The organism is Paraburkholderia haematera (genome assembly GCF_905220975.1).
GTDB lineage: Bacteria > Pseudomonadota > Gammaproteobacteria > Burkholderiales > Burkholderiaceae > Paraburkholderia > Paraburkholderia haematera.
Map to the genome: position 1 here is coordinate 445,516 of NZ_CAJNBK010000002.1, position 15,922 is coordinate 461,437.

General features: G+C 59.5%; 18 protein-coding genes. 11 read left to right on the forward strand and 7 right to left on the reverse strand.

Annotated elements, in window-relative coordinates; all coding sequences use genetic code 11:
• Positions 1–5 precede the first annotated feature (5 nt).
• The 6 genes from KHO23_RS06430 (at position 6) to KHO23_RS06455 (ending at position 6,314) form a co-directional block, all read left to right on the forward strand.
• On the forward strand, positions 6–152 hold the full coding sequence (locus KHO23_RS06430; RefSeq protein ID WP_211610191.1) for a hypothetical protein: 147 nt from the start codon (positions 6–8) through the stop codon (positions 150–152).
• Between the two features lie 65 nt (positions 153–217).
• Entirely contained in the window at positions 218–430 is a 213-nt protein-coding gene (locus KHO23_RS06435) for a hypothetical protein (RefSeq protein ID WP_211610192.1), read from the forward strand.
• Between the two features lie 58 nt (positions 431–488).
• On the forward strand, positions 489–740 hold the full coding sequence (locus KHO23_RS06440) for a hypothetical protein (RefSeq protein WP_211610193.1): 252 nt from the start codon (positions 489–491) through the stop codon (positions 738–740).
• Between the two features lie 121 nt (positions 741–861).
• Positions 862–3,690 carry a phage tail tip lysozyme gene (locus KHO23_RS35370; RefSeq protein ID WP_268963874.1) on the forward strand — a complete coding sequence of 943 codons (2,829 nt, stop codon included), beginning with the start codon at positions 862–864 and terminating at the stop codon, positions 3,688–3,690.
• 51 nt (positions 3,691–3,741) lie between these two features.
• Complete coding sequence (locus KHO23_RS06450) at positions 3,742–5,301, forward strand: hypothetical protein (RefSeq protein ID WP_211610195.1); 1,560 nt, start codon at positions 3,742–3,744, stop codon at positions 5,299–5,301.
• A gap of 104 nt (positions 5,302–5,405) precedes the next feature.
• On the forward strand, positions 5,406–6,314 hold the full coding sequence (locus tag KHO23_RS06455) for a hypothetical protein (protein ID WP_211610196.1): 909 nt from the start codon (positions 5,406–5,408) through the stop codon (positions 6,312–6,314).
• Between the two features lie 49 nt (positions 6,315–6,363).
• On the opposite strand, the gene KHO23_RS06460 is transcribed toward KHO23_RS06455, so the two are convergent.
• Positions 6,364–6,696: a hypothetical protein gene (locus KHO23_RS06460; RefSeq protein ID WP_211610197.1), complete on the reverse strand. Its 333-nt coding sequence runs from the start codon at positions 6,694–6,696 to the stop codon at positions 6,364–6,366.
• A 375-nt stretch (positions 6,697–7,071) separates the two neighbouring features.
• Here KHO23_RS06460 and KHO23_RS06465 point away from each other — a divergent pair, with 375 nt between their 5' ends.
• Positions 7,072–7,290, forward strand: coding sequence for a hypothetical protein (locus tag KHO23_RS06465; RefSeq protein ID WP_211610198.1), 219 nt, complete (start codon positions 7,072–7,074; stop codon positions 7,288–7,290).
• A gap of 86 nt (positions 7,291–7,376) precedes the next feature.
• Here the strand turns inward: KHO23_RS06465 and KHO23_RS06470 are convergent, their stop codons facing one another.
• Positions 7,377–7,811: a hypothetical protein gene (locus KHO23_RS06470; protein WP_211610199.1), complete on the reverse strand. Its 435-nt coding sequence runs from the start codon at positions 7,809–7,811 to the stop codon at positions 7,377–7,379.
• Positions 7,812–8,752: 941 nt separating this feature from the next.
• On the opposite strand from KHO23_RS06470, the gene KHO23_RS06475 reads away from it, so the two are divergent.
• The 3 genes from KHO23_RS06475 (at position 8,753) to KHO23_RS06485 (ending at position 9,939) form a co-directional block, all read left to right on the forward strand.
• Positions 8,753–8,965 carry a hypothetical protein gene (locus KHO23_RS06475; RefSeq protein WP_211610200.1) on the forward strand — a complete coding sequence of 71 codons (213 nt, stop codon included), beginning with the start codon at positions 8,753–8,755 and terminating at the stop codon, positions 8,963–8,965.
• On the forward strand, positions 8,962–9,582 hold the full coding sequence (locus KHO23_RS06480; RefSeq protein ID WP_211610201.1) for a Fic family protein: 621 nt from the start codon (positions 8,962–8,964) through the stop codon (positions 9,580–9,582). Before KHO23_RS06475 ends, KHO23_RS06480 begins: the two co-directional genes overlap by 4 nt.
• A 138-nt stretch (positions 9,583–9,720) precedes the next feature.
• Entirely contained in the window at positions 9,721–9,939 is a 219-nt protein-coding gene (locus tag KHO23_RS06485; RefSeq protein WP_211610202.1) for a hypothetical protein, read from the forward strand.
• Between the two features lie 17 nt (positions 9,940–9,956).
• Here KHO23_RS06485 and KHO23_RS06490 read toward each other — a convergent pair whose 3' ends face one another.
• The 5 genes from KHO23_RS06490 to KHO23_RS06510 all read right to left on the reverse strand — a co-directional run bounded on the left by KHO23_RS06490 (position 9,957) and on the right by KHO23_RS06510 (position 14,616).
• Complete coding sequence (locus KHO23_RS06490; protein WP_211610203.1) at positions 9,957–10,349, reverse strand: hypothetical protein; 393 nt, start codon at positions 10,347–10,349, stop codon at positions 9,957–9,959.
• Positions 10,297–11,307: a P63C domain-containing protein gene (locus KHO23_RS06495; RefSeq protein ID WP_211610204.1), complete on the reverse strand. Its 1,011-nt coding sequence runs from the start codon at positions 11,305–11,307 to the stop codon at positions 10,297–10,299. Before KHO23_RS06495 ends, KHO23_RS06490 begins: the two co-directional genes overlap by 53 nt.
• 46 nt (positions 11,308–11,353) lie before the next feature.
• A complete protein-coding gene (locus KHO23_RS06500; RefSeq protein ID WP_211610205.1) occupies positions 11,354–11,704 on the reverse strand; it encodes a hypothetical protein in 351 nt (116 codons plus the stop codon).
• Positions 11,705–12,266: 562 nt separating this feature from the next.
• Positions 12,267–13,565, reverse strand: a complete 1,299-nt coding sequence (lplT, locus tag KHO23_RS06505; RefSeq protein ID WP_211610206.1) for a lysophospholipid transporter LplT — start codon at positions 13,563–13,565, stop codon at positions 12,267–12,269.
• A 247-nt stretch (positions 13,566–13,812) separates the two neighbouring features.
• Positions 13,813–14,616 (reverse strand): inositol monophosphatase family protein, encoded by an 804-nt coding sequence (locus tag KHO23_RS06510; RefSeq protein ID WP_211610207.1) that lies wholly within the window; start codon positions 14,614–14,616, stop codon positions 13,813–13,815.
• A 374-nt stretch (positions 14,617–14,990) separates the two neighbouring features.
• Between KHO23_RS06510 and KHO23_RS06515 the strand changes: the two genes are divergently transcribed.
• Positions 14,991–15,827, forward strand: a complete 837-nt coding sequence (locus KHO23_RS06515; protein WP_211610208.1) for an RNA methyltransferase — start codon at positions 14,991–14,993, stop codon at positions 15,825–15,827.
• The last annotated feature ends 95 nt before the right edge of the window (positions 15,828–15,922 follow it).

The window sequence follows — 15,922 nt, forward strand, 5'->3', positions numbered from 1 at the left end:
TTGCCATGAACCAACCCAATCAAGCAGTAGACCATCTTGCCGAAGCGGTGCGTCTTAGTGGTGTGAGCGATGCAGATATTGCGCACCACTTCGAGATTTCCATCGAGGAAGTCGCCGCCGTTCGCGCAGCCGAACAGCAGCGGGCAGAGTAGTCCGCCTAACACCGTCTCGGGCGGCTTCGTGCGGCCCAACCATACCCACTCTTTGGAGTTTTGATATGACTGCAGCATCATTCCAGACCCGCGCGCAAGTCCTCGAAGATACGCGCCCGTTGGTGGAGCGCTATCTGGCGCAAGCCGCTGCCGGTATCACCACGAAGTTGTCCCAATCGCAGTTTAAGGAACTGGTGGCGTACCGGGAGACGGTTCTCGACACGGACAACGGCGCCGAATTGCCTGCTGCCCCTGCGTTCGTCGTTCTGACCGTCTAACAGCGAATCGCGGGGCGCCTCGCGCGGCTCGCTCAAACCGAATTTCAAGGATTTAACTATGAAGATTTCTGTGCAACATACCGCGCCTTTCTACGACGTGCAAAGCGGTAATGCGACCGTGCAAACGAACGACGGCGGCTTCAGCGTAACGTTTAAAAATGACGATGGTATTCACGGCTGTTTCAACCTCGGCGACACGATCATGATTGTGGACGGCGACGAGACCCTGAAGGGCGTAGTGCTGTCAGTGACGCGCACGACGCTTGACGACGCCCACGCAGTCATTGTGGACGCCAAGCTGGCCGCCTAAGGTGCTCGCTCCCCAGCCTAAAGGCCGCTTTCGAGCGGCTTTTTTCATCGGTCCGCGCCCTCGGACGTGACGGTCCAATCAAGCTATCGGGTAATAAATTCAGGGGTGCATTTTGAGCGAAGTGAAAATTGGCGTTGGCGCAAACGCCGACGGTGTAGCGAACGCGATCAACAAGATCACGGCGGCCATGAATAAAATGGGTTCGGCGGTTGCCCAAAATCAAAAACTGAAATTCGAACCAGTCGGCGTTAAGTTGATGGAGCGCGACCTCGCTCTGATCAACAAGCAGTTTCAGCAGGCGCTCGCTCTCTCCTCGCAGCTTCGCAATGCCCTGAAGGCGACCGGGCAGGGCGGCGCGCATATCTCGCAAGTCGATTTCTCGAAGCTCTCTACGAACCCTGCAGCAGCGCAGCGTATGCGCGACCGTGCGTTCCTTCATTCGGTGCGCGGCACGGCGCTCGACCCTACGCTCGCGAACGAGGTCGATGACCGCGGCAACATCGTGCCGCCTACGCCTCCCGGTGGTGGCGCGGGTAGCGGCGGTGCTGGCCCCGGTGGTGGTGGTGGCGCTCCTCGCGCGCCGCGCGGTGGCGGGTCTGGTGGCGCTGGCGGCGGTGGTGGCGGCCCAGGTGGCGGCGGTGCGAACGGTGGCTCATGGTGGCGTCGTCGCCCTCAAAACATGGGCACTGCGGCGGCGCTCGCAATCGGTGGCGGCATCGGTGGCGGCGCGGGCAGCATCCTCACTGCTGGCATCGCGGGCGGTCCCATTGGTGCTGCGTTGGCTGGCGTCACGCAGGCCATCGGTGCGGCCATGCAGTTCGCGTCTGAGGGTATCGACCTCGCGAAGCAGCAGAACGAGTCGGCAGACCGCCTCAAGCGCTCAATGGGTGACCTCGGGATCTCGTTCAAGCAGCTTACCGATGAATCGAAGTTGTTCGGGCTCGGCATCGGTGTCGCGGGCACGGAGTTCCTGAAGCTCGAATCGCAGGCAAACGAGGCGAGCGGTGGCGCGTACCGCACGCCGGGCGAACTGGCCGAGGCAACGCGCTCGGGTGGCGCGATCGGTCGCGCGTATGGCTTGGACCCTAGCCAGGGCGTCAACTTTGTGTCGGGGATGCAGCGACTCAACGCGCGTCAAAACAACAAGGACCTGGCTGCGCAACTCGCCGAGGCCATCGTCAACACGCAAGGCAAGGCGCTGCCTAGCGAGGTCATGCAGGCGATGATGGGCTTCGCTGGAGCGCAGGCCCGGTTTAACGGCGGCTCAGTCGATCTCAACCGTCTTGGCAATGCATATTCGTCCCTGCTCGGGACCGACGGGATGACGGCGGACCACGCATCGTCCATTCTCGGGACGGCGAATAGCGCTATGGAACACATGGGTGGCTCAGAGGCCGCTCAGAACCTCACGATGCGTGCGTTCGGCAACCTTGACCCGATCCGCGCCCGCATCCGCTCTGAGGGAGGCCTGTTCGGGAATGGGCTGGACGACCGCAACATCGCGTCGTACATGTACTCCCGCGGCATGCGCGGCTGGGAATCTATGAGCAAGGGTCCTGCCGGGACGAACTTTAGCGTTATCAACTCTCAGCTTGATAGCGACTACAAGGGCAATCCGCTGATGGAAATTGACGCCCAAAAGAACTATTGGCATCTCCAGTCGTACGCGGATACGGCCAAGTTTGTGGGCATGAGCGATTCGGACCACAACGGCCTGATGAATACGCTCAAGAATGCTGGCGTTGACCTGAAGGATCTCCATGAGGGCAGCGTTGCCTCAGTCTCTTCTATTGCGCAGGCTGGATCGTTTGGCGACCTCAAGTCTCTCTACGACAACGATATCAGCAAGCGTAGTGACCTGACTGACTCCGACCGTAGCGCGCTCAGCAAGGCAGAGGGTAGCGGCGACATTCAGACGTTCAAAAATGAACTGGTGCGCGTGCTTGCTGGCAAGGGGCAGGCTGACGACGACGCTTCGGTTCAACGCACCATTGACGCCAACATCGCCGACATGAAGACGCAGATCGGCGAGAAGCTGATTCCGTTCACGCAGTCGATCATGCAGGGCGTCCTGTCCATTGCGAACAAGTTCGGCGCAGGCATTCAGGACCCGACGACGGAGGGTGGCTCTATGTTCGTCGGCCCATCTCAGGCTGCGGCGGGCAACGTGGTCGCGGACCTTGGCATTGCCGGAAAGATCACGAGGCCGGGGGATAGTTCAAATGGAGGAGCCGGTGGCTGGTGGAGTCGCACGAAGGGGCATATCGCCTCCTTGTCGGCGAATAGCGACCAGAACGTCCAGAAGGCGCTGGCGTACTTCCAAAGCCTCGGCTATACGCAGGAGCAGGCTGCAGGCTTGGTAGCGAACCAGTACACCGAAAGCGGCATGGATGCCTCCGCGTCCGGTGACAACGGCAACGCCTACGGCATCGGCCAATGGCATATGGATCGGCAGGCGAATTTCAAGCAGGTCTTCGGCCATGACATTCATCGCTCAACGCTGGACGAGCAACTCAAGTTCACGCAATGGGAACTGACGCACTCCGAGAAGGCGGCTGGCGATAGCCTGCGCCGCTCGAAGACCGCCGATCAAGCTGGCTGGGCCGTGTCCCAGGACTACGAGCGGCCCGCCGATGCGCTAGGGCAGGCTCGCCAGCGCGCGGAACTGGCTGCGAACCTGGTCGGCTCTGGCGCGGACAAGCTGAATGATAGTGACATCAGGATCGTAGACCTGCCTCCATCCAAGATCCCGGCCAAATACCAGGAAAAGAGCGATGCAGCCGCAGGGCAAACGACGGCGACCGGCATGGCGTCGCCGATCGTCATCCAACTCGACCAGACCATCCAGTCGCAAGGTCCGAACGGGCAAACGAAGATGAAGAAGATCAATACGTCGCTCTCCGTTCCATCAAGCTCTGGCAACGCGAAAGCGACCCTCGCAGGGAACTAAGTCATGTACGTAAATATTCGTAAGCCTAACTGTCAGGTTCTGCTGCACAAGGTGGTCAACCGCACGACGGCAGCCGGGGCGGCGCCGACCACGCCGACCAACTCTGCGGCGTCTAGCATTGGCCCGGCTGCTCCGAGCGCGCAGCCGTCCAATATCTACGACCTCACGCCGTGGCTTGGTGAGGGCTCGACTATCCGCGTCCAGAAGTCCACTCGCGAACCGGCTGGCGCGTTCTCGATCTCGTTCGCGGACAAACTCGACGGCGGCCTGAAGGACTCGCTGTACACGCTCATTGAGCCGATGGACCTCATTGAGATCCGCTTCGCCGGAGATGCGTACCAGTACACGAGCGCGGGGCAGCTTCCTATCATGATGCGTGGGTTTGTATCAGCGCCTAAACGGCGGCAGTCCATGGGCTCTGATGGCAAGCCGCACCGCACGGTGGAAGTGGTGGGCCACGATTACGGCAAGATCCTGCAGCTTATTCAGATCTTCAACCTTCCCACGACACCCGACGCGGCGGACCTCATTTCCAGCTTCCCGCTGTTTTCGAAGTACGGCGACGCGCTCAACGTGCAGGACTCCACGGCGTTTTTGCTGGCGGTCTTTAACCAGATCGTGAACAAGTACATTTCGACCATGCAGGCGTCGCAGTCAACTTCGGCAGCGCCGCTGCTTGAGATCGCCACTGACATTCAGACGCCTTCTGCGCTGGTGTCGGTGCAGCTTGGCGCGTTCAACAACGGGACGGTGCAGCAGCTTATCCAGGAGTATCTCGACATCGGGCCGTTCAACGAGTTCTTCATTGAGGACCGTGATGCGGGCGCGTGGGGGCCTGCTGGACCGTACGCCGTCTATCGGCCTATGCCTTTCCTTGACGCTATCGCGCGAACGCCACTGCAGCCGATTCAGGACTCTGTGACGACTGCCGTCGATCCGTCGGGCCAGCTTGCTCCGACGGCGAACATCGTCTCGATCACGAGCGATTCGATTGTGTCGATCGAAGCGGAGCGCAGCGATGCAAACGTCGCAAACTATTACTGGGTCGAAGCGCCGCGGTTCAACATGAACTATGACGACGTTTCTAAGATGATGGCGAACTTCTCTGCGCTGCAGGGCTCCTCGCCGTACTACGTGACCGACCATGGCAACATCAATCCGCAGCTTTACGGCATCCGCAAACTCGAAGTCGCCACGCAGCAGGGTGGCTCTGCAGAAACGAACAGCGGCAACGGTACGGCCGCTGGCGCGACTCGCTTTGCAAACCAGCAATCATTCCTTGACTGGATCACGGCCCGGCGCAATACGTTGATCCTGCTCAACCGTGACAACGTCGTGCTCGAACATGGCTCAATGCACCTGAAGGGCGACGAGCGCATCCGCGCAGGCGTGTACGTCAAGGTTCGCTACGGTGCCACGCCGAACAACCCGCAGGGCTCTATCCAGTCGCTGTATTACGCCCATAGCGTGACGCACGTTTACGAGGTCTACGGATCATATTTTGTAGAGGTGGAGTTCGATCGCGGAACCAACTTTGTAGACCGTATCACGCAGGCGCAGGGTGGTGTCCCGGCGTACTACGCGGATAAAGTCTCCTGGAGTCAACAATAACGCGAAGTCCACGAGAGCGTCCTAACGGGCGCTCTTTTTCATTGTCCGCGACCCGAGGCGTGACGCCACGCTAGAACCATGAAACCAATGGAGTAGCAGGCGAAATGCGCGGACCACAAGGGCAAGCCCTCGGCATCGTTGTAGCGGTGTACCCCGAGGGAAACAGTATCGACGTGCTCATTCCGAAGACGGGCGACCGGCTGACGAATGTCCAGTGTGCGGCGCATACGGGCAGCAGCAACACGGGCATCATGGACCTGCCGGAGATTGGCCTGCCGGTGGACGACTCTCGCTGGGATATCCAACTGCAGGGTAGTGGCGAGCGCTACGTGCGCGCGATCATTTGGCACGTCGATGGCATGCCTATCTGCATGGGTTTTTTGCTACCCCAGTTGACGCAGATGACCTTTGAGCGCGACAACTTCAGGGTGCATCGCCATGCGTCCGACGTGTACTCAACGATCAATCAGAACGGCGATACCGAGTTCTATCATCCGTCGGGGTCGTTCGTGCGCTTCGCCGGCAATCCGGCTCATGAAGACCTCACGGCCGCCGACGTGGATGCCTCATGGAAGATCGCGAACAATACCGGCTCGGCTCCGCATATGCACGTCCAGGTGGCGAACGCTGGCGCTGCTGTGGCGAACATCGACATCGACCCAAGCGGCAACATTACGATCACGCATAACGGCAACCTGACGGTCAATACGCAGGGCAACGCCGCGGTGACGGTCGAAGGGACGACCACGGTGACCTCTACTGGCGCAGCAGACATCAAAGCGCCAACGGTGAAGATCGACTCGCCATCTACTACTTGCACGGGCGCTTTGACGGTGCAGGGCGCTCTGACGTTTGAGGCTGGTATGACTGGGACGGGCGGCTCGGGCGCGACGGTGCAGATCGATGGCTCTATCAGTTCGACTGGCGACCAGGTAGCGGACGGTATCAGCCAGATCGGCCACAAGCACGGCGGCGTGCAGCCGGGCAGCGGGGTTTCTGCAGGACCGCAGTAGGATGAAAAAGACCTCTGCGAAAGTGGCCTTTTCTTTGGTGAATCAAGCGTTACCACTTGCTCGCGATGTTCGGGTTGTTCGGGTCGCGGACCATGCCCCAAGGTAGCTCATAAGGGGCCTCGTCCCTAAACCATATTACTGAAAGCGTACCGTGCGGGCCTTCCGTGTGCCTGTGAACCCAGCATCCGAAATGATCTTGGCCGTCATCGCGAACGATTGCGACGTGGCCGCCCTTCATCATTCCGCGCGTTGCCGGGTTTGAGTCGCAGCTTGCGTCTGTGATTTGCGCCGTCATATAGGACTGCGGGAACGTGCCGACCACCGCAGCATGCGCGGAAACTGACGCGGCGAAGATAGCTACTGAGCCGATTAACTTTTTCATGATTGGTCCCCTAGCTCTCATGCGGTTGGGATTTTTTTCACCGCACACTACGCCATACGCGGTAACACAGCCACTGATTTTTTGCATTCGCCTGTGTTTCCGCGACACGGTCGCAGCGTCGTGACGCCAATCTGAATTGGCTCGGTCGTCCAAGCTGAGCTTCGCATAGTCCTTAAGGCCGCCTTCGAGCGGTCTTTTTTTCGTCCGACGCGTGTCGGGACACCACTGATATCGAGCACCTCAATCGACCGGCCTGCAGCAACAACGAACCGGACATGACCATCAAGAGAACGGTGCTCCGGTGCGTTGTCACCTTAGGGAGGGGCTCCTCCCGTGCTACCTTTCCGATTCCACAACCGAATCGAGAGGAGCCCCATGGGCGCAAACTTCAAATTCAGCAAAATGCTTTCAACCGTTACTTCCGAGGCGCCTGGTAAGTCGAACCCAAAACGTCAGGTTGAGGTATTCATGCAAGGCGGTAAAACATTTCTGCGTATCGGCCCGGTCGATATCGAAGATGCTGGAGAGGGAAGGGCAACCGTTGAAATCTCTGCTTTGGATGCCGCCCAGCTTATCGATGCAATCAGGCCGTAAGCCAACCCCGCGACTGCCAGCCGTGGAGCGCCGCGTAGGAAAGGACGCGACAATCAAGCACCTCGCTGTGCTTCCCCGCGGGCAGTTCAGGCATTTGCGTACCCATACGGTCCCTTAGATACCCCGATCAGCGCATCGCGGAGTTGATTGATCAACGGCTCAATGGGCACCGCGTCGAACTCGTCGCCTGGCTTATACACGTTCGTGACCTTGTCGATGTACCACATGAACGCGTCGCGCACGGCCAGCCGGTCCTCGCCGTCGATGCGCAGCGCCTGCAGGATGTATGTACCGAGTTGCTCCGGCGTATTCCACGGGCCGCGCTCGAACTCGTCGCTCGGCGTGACGCCGAGAAACAGGTTGTTCATGCGCAAACACTCGAAGTCCAGCCGCGCCAGCGCGCCCGGCTTCGTCAGCGTATCAAGCGCGTTGATCGTCCAGTCGCGGATGATGCGATCGACCACGCTAGGCTCGTCAAGCCGTGGGCGCACAGCCGTCTCGATGTTCTCTCTGCTGGTCATGCGGTGTTCACGTCCAAAAGTGCCGAAGCAGTGCGACGGCGCCCACGATACCCACGGCGACGACGTACAGCCGGCGGCCCATGCGGCGCTCGAAAGCTTCGATTGCAGAATGCATCGTCTGATTCCTCGTTTCGACCGGCTTAGCCGTGTTGGATGCACCATACAAGAAAAGGGCTCTTCGGACATAGGCAACTCTTGTCATCAACTTTGTTCATGCGCGACTCGCGGCTCGGGCTAAGCCTCCGGGCCCTAGCCGCTGTCCTCAATTCTTCGCGCCCCCCAGTTTGAAGCGACGCACGATCGAGCTGGCTACCGCTGCAGAACAGCAGGACTTGTCCTAACTGCTATCGGCAAGGCAGTTGCAATAGCGGATGTGTAAGTCGCGCCTGTATGGATCTACAGTAGGGCGGGGCGTTGGGGGACATCGTTGCCAGCAAAGATGGGGCGTGCAGCAGCATCTGCTCATGCCCAGTGCCTGCCGGAACGCGGACGATGATGCAGTGGTGGGGTGACTATCTTGAAAGCGCGACTAGTCTCCCAGTAGGGACGGTCCGCTGAATAGCGTCCACACTGCGCTTCAGCACGGGTAGCTTCGACGTTTCATCCATGTAACAAAACTTAACGTTCGGGCGTTTCGCTAGACGCTTCGATATTGCGCGCGGTCGTGGGGCCGTCGTTATGCGCCGATGGCACACTACGTGCGTGCAATATTTCTTTACCGAGATGGACGACGCAAATTTCGCCAAACGACCTAAAGTTTTATTTAGCACTTGCCGATATGGCAAGCTAGGCCTATAACGTGTGGTCTGCGGCACTGCGGCAATTTGTGTCAGAATGTCAGGTTCATTTGCCGGTCAAACCAGAACACAGCTCGATAGGAGCCTCAGTGCGACGGTTTATCGGGGCACGAACAGATTCGCCAACGAAGCTAGGAGAGCATCATGAAAGACAACTTCCTTGGGCTGAAGACAGATCAAAACCTGTTGAAAAAGCTGGAACGGGCTGCTGACCGTAAGCCGTCGCAAGCAGAAATTATTGAGCAACGGGTATCGTATGTTTTCGGTTTCATGAAGCCTGATAGTGGCGTGACCCGTGAGCAAGTCCGAGACGTTATCGCTGGAAAGGATGGGGCGATCGGCGGGGCCGCGCGGTGATCGTTTTTGATCTCGTCGGGGACGACGAGCATCATCCGGTATATCAAACACTCACCATCGAAAATGGTAGTCGGCAATATGATTTTTTGAAGTCTATTGTCGAGGCGTCCATAGCAGTCGGGCGACCGTTTCTTTCATCTCAGGTTCTTAAGGCTCTTAACTACCACGCGATAGCGTGCTTGCACGCATACGCTGGTGAGTTTCGCCCATGTGGAGTAACTGTAGGCAACCATGCGCCGCCGCCGGAATACCGAGTCCAAGCGCTGATGGATGACTTCGTGAACCAGGTAAATCGAAACTGGGAAACGATGGATGCAGTGGTTTTGGCGGCGTGGGTGCTTTGGCGGCTGAACTGGATTCACCCGTTCATCAACGGCAACGGGCGAACTGCCCGTGCCGCATGCTATTTCGTTCTCTGTGTCAAAGCCGGCCTTTGGCTTCCTGGAAGTGTCATTCTTCCCGAGCTGATCAGGCGTGAGCGCGCGCGGTATGAACAAGGCTTGCAGGCGGCAGACGCTGGCGATATGGCACCGTTGCATGCATTGTTGTCTGATCTCCTGAGCGAGCAACTTAACGGCGGTAATTCTGCAGCGCAGGGGGCAGATCAAACCCCGTGATTTCCGGTAGCCCAGTCCAGCCCAGCCCCGTGCTGGGCTTTTTCATTTATGGGCGGTAGGTGACAAACCTGCTGGCGCCGGCGTGTGGGCGTTTGTAAGATATCCGTTGGAGGCCTTCACCCTATGCTGGGAGATGCCATGAAGCCGATCAGAATTCGCGTACCTCGGGAAGACGCCGCTGACCTCCCGGACGACCTCACAGCTTGGGCGAGCATCACTGGAATTGATCCCGGGTTGACGATAGTCAACGAGCCGGGGGTGACGACGAACACGAGTTCGCCAGTTTTGTATCTGGTCTATGTGAGCGAAAGCTTCTTCGACCAGTTCCCGGAATGGCGCATGTACATCGAGCAGTAAGGCGTCGTGGCGCGCGGTTATGGCTGATACGGGTTCAACTCGCTCTTGCAGGCCGCGTAGACCCCGCGGACGATTGGTGATCGATAGTCCAGCCTCCAGCCGTCTGTGAACAGCTTGGCGAGCGATGCCGAGTCTGCGAAGCGTGGCATCTCTGCAAAATCCAATGCGATCCTCTCTGACAGAGCGCCCAAGTGCACGCGTTCCGTCCAACTGGCTTCTGCGCCGTTGCTGGCCAGCCAGATCCGCATCGATTCGACGAGGTGATCGGTGCGCAACCACTCGCCGGTGCGCGCCTGAGCGACGAGTTGCCCCACCACTAGGTAGCAGAGCAGTTCGGCGCGGGCCTCGTCGTCGAGGTTATTCATTGCCAAAATCAAATTCTTGCTGGTCGCCGAAAAGAGTGCGGACATGCTTTTCGTACTCCTCCCGCGACTTAGAGATTCGAGCGATCCCCAAAAGCTGTCCAAGGTGGGTACGAAGTGCGCGAGTACCGATATCGGAGAGGAATTGATGTAGCTTTTTGGTTCGGTCGCCGCTTTTGGCTTTGTTGGCCTGTATCAACTCCAACAGCTTTCCGTTGCTCCTCGCTAGGGGGGAGTACACGTGGGCCAACGTCAGTTTCTTAAATTCCCATGGCCGGCCGCGCTCGAACTTGGGCAGTTGATAGAGCTTGTACCACTCGTTGTATAGCTGCGGTGGGAACTCCTTTTCATACTCCTTCGCCTCTTCCTGTACGTACAGCTTAAAGGCGGTAATGATCTCTTCGCGCGTCGCATCGTATCCTGATAGGGCGTATACGAGGCCCTTGATACCAGCCTTCGCCGATGCGTTCAGAATGATGTGAGCCTGTTTGGCAATGTTCGCCTGACTGCTGAGCAGTTTGTTGTCAGACTCGGCCCTCACGATAGCCTTGCACACGTCGATAAGGATCGTTACATCGTAGCCGTGGCCCTTCTGTTCAGGCGCATTCGCACCCGGGGGCGTTGCATTAAAAATCAATGGGTTGTTGATCTTATCCAGCAATTCCGAACCCAGGGCGGCAGAGATACCTTTACCCTGGACGAAGCGCGGAAATGCCTGGCCGCTTTCGTTCTTTAAGCCGATGGCCAACCCCATGCCCCGCTGGCTGATGACGGCTGTCTTATGCTCATCGTTAAGCACATAGCATTCGACATCAATCCCAAAGTCTTCCTTGAAATTGCCCTTGTGCGTAACTTGCGGCGGCTTAACGCCCCACCTTGCTACAGCGGCTTTCTTGGCGATCGAACTACGCTCTTCGCTTGAAAGAGACTTCGCCCGTGCCTCGCCGCCCTTAGCTCGACCCGCCGCCTGCTTTGCTGCAACCGGCTTCTTCTTTTCGTTTCCCATGCAAGCACTCCTGTCGCTTATATGCTTGCATCGTATTCTTCATTTGTTAAGAAAGCAAGCATGGGTTGGTGGTCAATGCTTGCTTAATGAACTCCCTCTTAACTGCGCCGGCGAAGTGTTGCCGGCCGGTATTCAGCAAAGTCCAGCGTGCTTTGCGAGTTTTCAGCGGCGATGTTGGACCTCGATTGCGCCGGTGGGGATCTACCAAGCTACGCTCCAACTCATCCAGGCGCTTGATCACGCCGTTGCGCAGCTTCACGTCGTAGCACGTGGCGAGTGTCATTGCGTGCTCGCGGTCAAACATGAACTCAGAGACATAGCCGCGAGAATCGCGCTTCACCACCACGCCAGGTACATTCCTCAAATTTGAGAAATCCCCCAAAGCCTTGTCAAACAAGCGGTTACCGGATACTTCCACGTAGAGGATGTGCAGCGAGCGGAATTTCGCCGGACGCGTCGATAACAGCCGAGACGATCCACGCGCCTGTACGCCGGTTGGTACTGAGCATGCGCGTGCTGCCGCGATTGCCGATCAACAGCATGCCTCCCGTATCGACTCACCTTGCGCGTGGCGTGGCGCGGTCGCAATCGGGCAGAATCGCAATATACATATAGTGTTCTTCGGGCTTTTTGGTGGACGGCTGGCGTAACTCAGGCGGCACCGGTTCGAATCCGGCTGGGAGACTCGCATTTTTCGGTATAGGCCGCCGTATGAGTCGGACCTCGAACCGTTACCCAGTAAGGCCAGAGCGCCCTTGCATCATCGGCGTGTGTTGTGCGACGTCATTGGCCGCTGCGGTTTGAATGCCCATCCTTGGTGTCTTCTTGCGTTAGCTGTTCAGGGCGTGAGTTTAACCTGCCGGCGCGGCGAGCGGACCCTGGCCGGACGGCCAATCCGCCAGCACCACGCATGCCGCAATCCAAATTCTCGCGCCAGCCGGGCCGCGTGCGCCATGCCGTCATTCTTCCACCAGCGCCCGCATATCCACAGTTCGCTCGTTCACGGCACTACGCCGTTTTGCGAGCCACATCATGAAAGTGATGAAGCTGCCAAACACGACGATGATCCATTGCGCCGGCACCTTCGCAGTGAGCAGCACCGCGTAAGCGCCGAGCATCAGCAGCACGGCCAGATTCTGGTTGAAATTTTGCACCGCGATCGAATGGCCCGCGGAAAGCAGCGTCGCGCCGCGATGCTGGAGTAGTGCGTTCATCGGCACGATAAAGAAGCCGGACAGCGCGCCGAGCAGAATCATCAAGGGATAGGCGAGCAGGATATAGATCGGCAGGACATACGAACCGATACGAATGCCGGCGCCTGCCGGGAACAGGTCCTTGTTGTAGAACGCCACGGCGATCGCTACCGCGCCGGTGAGAATGCCGATCGGCAGCACGCGCAACGAACTGCGCAACGGAATCAGCGCGGCAGCGGCAGCCGCGCCGACGGCAATACCGAGACCCGTGACGCCTTGCATCACCGCCGCCTTGGACAGCGACAAGCCGAGGTTCGCGTTCGCCCATTTGAGCACCAGCAATTGCAGCGTGACCGCGCCGCCCCACATCAGTGTCGTGACCCACAGCGCGATTTGCGCGAGCTTGTCGGCCCACAGCACATTGAAGCAATGATAGAAGTCGCCGACCAGTTTCTTCGGTTCGGTCAGACCGTTCGGATAGCGCGCGCCGGTGTCGGGAATGAAGATGTTGATTCCCGCTGCGATGGCATACGTGAGCATCACCGCGAACATGGCCAGATCGGCGGAAGAGCGGATCAGCGGCAGATGCGCATGCGCGACGAATCGATCGGCGAGGGTGCTGATCAGCGCGCCGCCGACCATCGTGCCGACAATGGTCGACAGGACCGTGGCCGATTCGAGCCATGCATTCGCCTTGACGAGTTTTTCCGCAGGCAGGAGCTCGGTGAGAATGCCGTATTTGGCCGGTGAATACGCCGCCGCACCAAAGCCGACTACGCCGTACGCGATCATCGGATGAACGCCGGCAATCATCATCAGGCAGCCGCTTGCCTTGAGCGCGTTGGAGATGAACATGACGTGCCGCTTTTGCATCGCGTCGGCGAATGCGCCGACGAAGGGGGCGAGCAACACGTAGGAGATGGTAAAGAACATCTGCAGCAGCGGTGTGACCCAGGCGGCCGAGCGGATCACCGACAGGAGGGCGATGGCGGCGATCAGCAGTGCATTGTCCGCGAGCGACGAAATGAACTGCGCCGCGATGATTGTGTAGAAGCCTTTTTTCATGAAGCGGAAGGGAAGCTGCGCGGAACTCTGGCGCGAAGCAGGGCGCTGCAAAATAACGCGCGAAACGCAGCCGGCGATCGAGCGTGCCGGCGCGGCCTTCCGCTTTGTAGCACGAACGCCTGGCGGATGCAGGCGTGCCAACAAAAAAGCGGCCGAAGCCGCTTTTTTGTTGCTGATGCCGATGCCGGCGCAGAGCCGGCCGGATAACGGACTTGGGGGCCAGCCCTCAGGCCGGAAACCCGCGGCCTTAAGCCGATTGCTGGCGCGTGCGGCTGTAGCGCGACAGGATCGGGATCATCTGCGCGTAGACCTTCGGATTGCCCGCGACGATTTCGCCGACGTGCAGGAAATCCGAGTCGCCCGTGAAATTACCGACCAGACCGCCGGCTTCCGTGATCAGCAGGCTGCCTGCAGCGACGTCCCACGGATTCAGGCCTTGTTCGAAGAAGCCGTCCATGCGGCCCGCGGCGACGTTGGCCAGATCGAGCGCGGCGGCGCCCGGACGACGCAGGCCGGCACAGGCTTCGGTCATTTCGGCGAACTGGCGGCCGTACGCTTCAAGACCGTCCTTTTCGCGGAACGGGAAGCCGGTGCCGATCAGGCCGTCAGCGAGGCGGTCGCGCTTGGCGACGCGGATGCGGCGATCGTTCAGGAACGCGCCGCGGCCGCGCGAAGCGGTGAACAGGTCGTTGCGGGTCGGATCATAGACCACGGATTGCGTTACGATGCCCTTATGGGCGAGCGCGATCGACACGCAGTAATACGGGAAACCGTGGATGAAATTGGTGGTGCCGTCGAGCGGATCGATGATCCATTGATATTCGGACTCGTTGTCCGACTTGCCGGATTCTTCGGCGAGGATGGCGTGATCGGGGTAGGCTGTCTTGAGCGTATCGATGATCGCCGCTTCAGACGCTTTGTCGACTTCCGTGACGAAATCGTTGTGCTGTTTCTTGCTGACCTGGATGAGATCGAGGTCGAGCGACGCGCGGTTGATGAGCTGGGCTGCGCGGCGCGCGGCCTTCACAGCGATATTGAGCATGGGATGCATGAGACTGGATCCTTGTGCCGGGGCAGCACGGCTGCTTACCGGTAAATGAGCGCGGAAAGCGCGCTAATTGAGCGCCATCAAGGGGCGCGGAAACAGCACGGAACGCGCGTCCGGCAAAGGACTGGTGCGTATTCCGCCAACGGAGACGAATTGAATAAGAACGAGGCGCCCATGCAAAGAAGGGCGCGAATTTCGCTATTTTACCTGAGTCCGGGCGCCGCGGCAGCGGTTGCTGCCCGGCGAGCGGAGCGACGGCCGATTGGCGCGCGTTTTGCGCTGCTGTTACGCGCAATTCGTGCGTAATTCACGCTCAATTCTGAGCCGACGCGGGGTTGGCGCTAACATACGCGTTCTTTAGCTTGCCGAGTTTCATCGTGGACCACACCCACCATTCTTCCGATCCCGCCGTAGCGGACCTGCGCGGCGGTTTTACGTCGACGCGCTTCGTGCTCGTCGAGCCCAGCCATCCCGGCAACGTCGGCGCTGCGGCGCGCGCGCTGAAAACCATGGGTTTTTCGCGCCTCGTGCTGGTGTCGCCGCGCGTGCCGCACGTACAAAGCGATCCGGAAGCCATCGCCATGGCGAGCGGCGCCGACGACGTGCTGGCGTCCGCTCACGTCGTGCCGACGCTTGCCGATGCGTTGAGCGGCGTGCACTGGTCGATCGCGCTGACCGCGCGGCTGCGCGAATACGGGCCGCCGCAATGGACGCCGCGTGCCGCGGCCGGTGCTGCGCGTGAGCAGGCGATACATGGCGAGATTGCGCTGGTGTTCGGCAATGAGCGCACGGGTCTGTCGAATGAGGATGTCGAGCGTTGCAGCGCGCTCGCGCATATTCCGGCCAATCCGGCCTACAGTTCGCTCAATCTTGCGCAGGCTGTGCAGGTGCTGGCGTATGAATTGCGCACGGCGTATTTGTCGGATGGCGAGGCGACGCCCGCGGTACCTGTCGCGCCTCAAGCGTCCGCAGGGCAGGGCGAGCCGGTCGGCGCGCGGGCGGCGAGCGACGAAATCGAAAGCATGTATGCGCATCTGGAAAGCGCGTTGGTTGCGCTCGAGTTTCTCGATCCGGGCAATCCGAAAAAGCTGATGTCGCGCTTGCGGCGCCTGTTCGCGCGTTCCGGTCTGGAGCGGGAGGAAGTGAATATCGTGCGCGGCATCGCCAAGCATATTCTGCTGAAGACCAAGCCGCTGGGTGGCGACTCTTCTTAAGAGGCGCGGGCCTTCGCGGCGGCCCGGTTACGAGGCGATCCGGCGGCAGACCGGGCAGAGGCGAGCCGCCGTCGGGCTGCGAGGCATTGCCTCCG

Excerpts from the sequence above, each read along its gene's own strand:
- KHO23_RS06430 (WP_211610191.1), top strand. The coding sequence starts at position 6 with ATGAACCAACCCAATCAAGCAGTAGACCATCTTGCCGAAGCGGTGCGT.
- KHO23_RS06435 (WP_211610192.1), top strand. The coding sequence starts at position 218 with ATGACTGCAGCATCATTCCAGACCCGCGCGCAAGTCCTCGAAGATACG.
- KHO23_RS06440 (WP_211610193.1), top strand. The coding sequence starts at position 489 with ATGAAGATTTCTGTGCAACATACCGCGCCTTTCTACGACGTGCAAAGC.
- KHO23_RS06455 (WP_211610196.1), top strand. The coding sequence starts at position 5,406 with ATGCGCGGACCACAAGGGCAAGCCCTCGGCATCGTTGTAGCGGTGTAC.
- KHO23_RS06460 (WP_211610197.1), bottom strand. The coding sequence starts at position 6,696 with ATGAAAAAGTTAATCGGCTCAGTAGCTATCTTCGCCGCGTCAGTTTCC.
- KHO23_RS06465 (WP_211610198.1), top strand. The coding sequence starts at position 7,072 with ATGGGCGCAAACTTCAAATTCAGCAAAATGCTTTCAACCGTTACTTCC.
- KHO23_RS06470 (WP_211610199.1), bottom strand. The coding sequence starts at position 7,811 with ATGACCAGCAGAGAGAACATCGAGACGGCTGTGCGCCCACGGCTTGAC.
- KHO23_RS06475 (WP_211610200.1), top strand. The coding sequence starts at position 8,753 with ATGAAAGACAACTTCCTTGGGCTGAAGACAGATCAAAACCTGTTGAAA.
- KHO23_RS06485 (WP_211610202.1), top strand. The coding sequence starts at position 9,721 with ATGAAGCCGATCAGAATTCGCGTACCTCGGGAAGACGCCGCTGACCTC.
- KHO23_RS06490 (WP_211610203.1), bottom strand. The coding sequence starts at position 10,349 with ATGTCCGCACTCTTTTCGGCGACCAGCAAGAATTTGATTTTGGCAATG.
- KHO23_RS06495 (WP_211610204.1), bottom strand. The coding sequence starts at position 11,307 with ATGGGAAACGAAAAGAAGAAGCCGGTTGCAGCAAAGCAGGCGGCGGGT.
- lplT (WP_211610206.1), bottom strand. The coding sequence starts at position 13,565 with ATGAAAAAAGGCTTCTACACAATCATCGCGGCGCAGTTCATTTCGTCG.
- KHO23_RS06510 (WP_211610207.1), bottom strand. The coding sequence starts at position 14,616 with ATGCATCCCATGCTCAATATCGCTGTGAAGGCCGCGCGCCGCGCAGCC.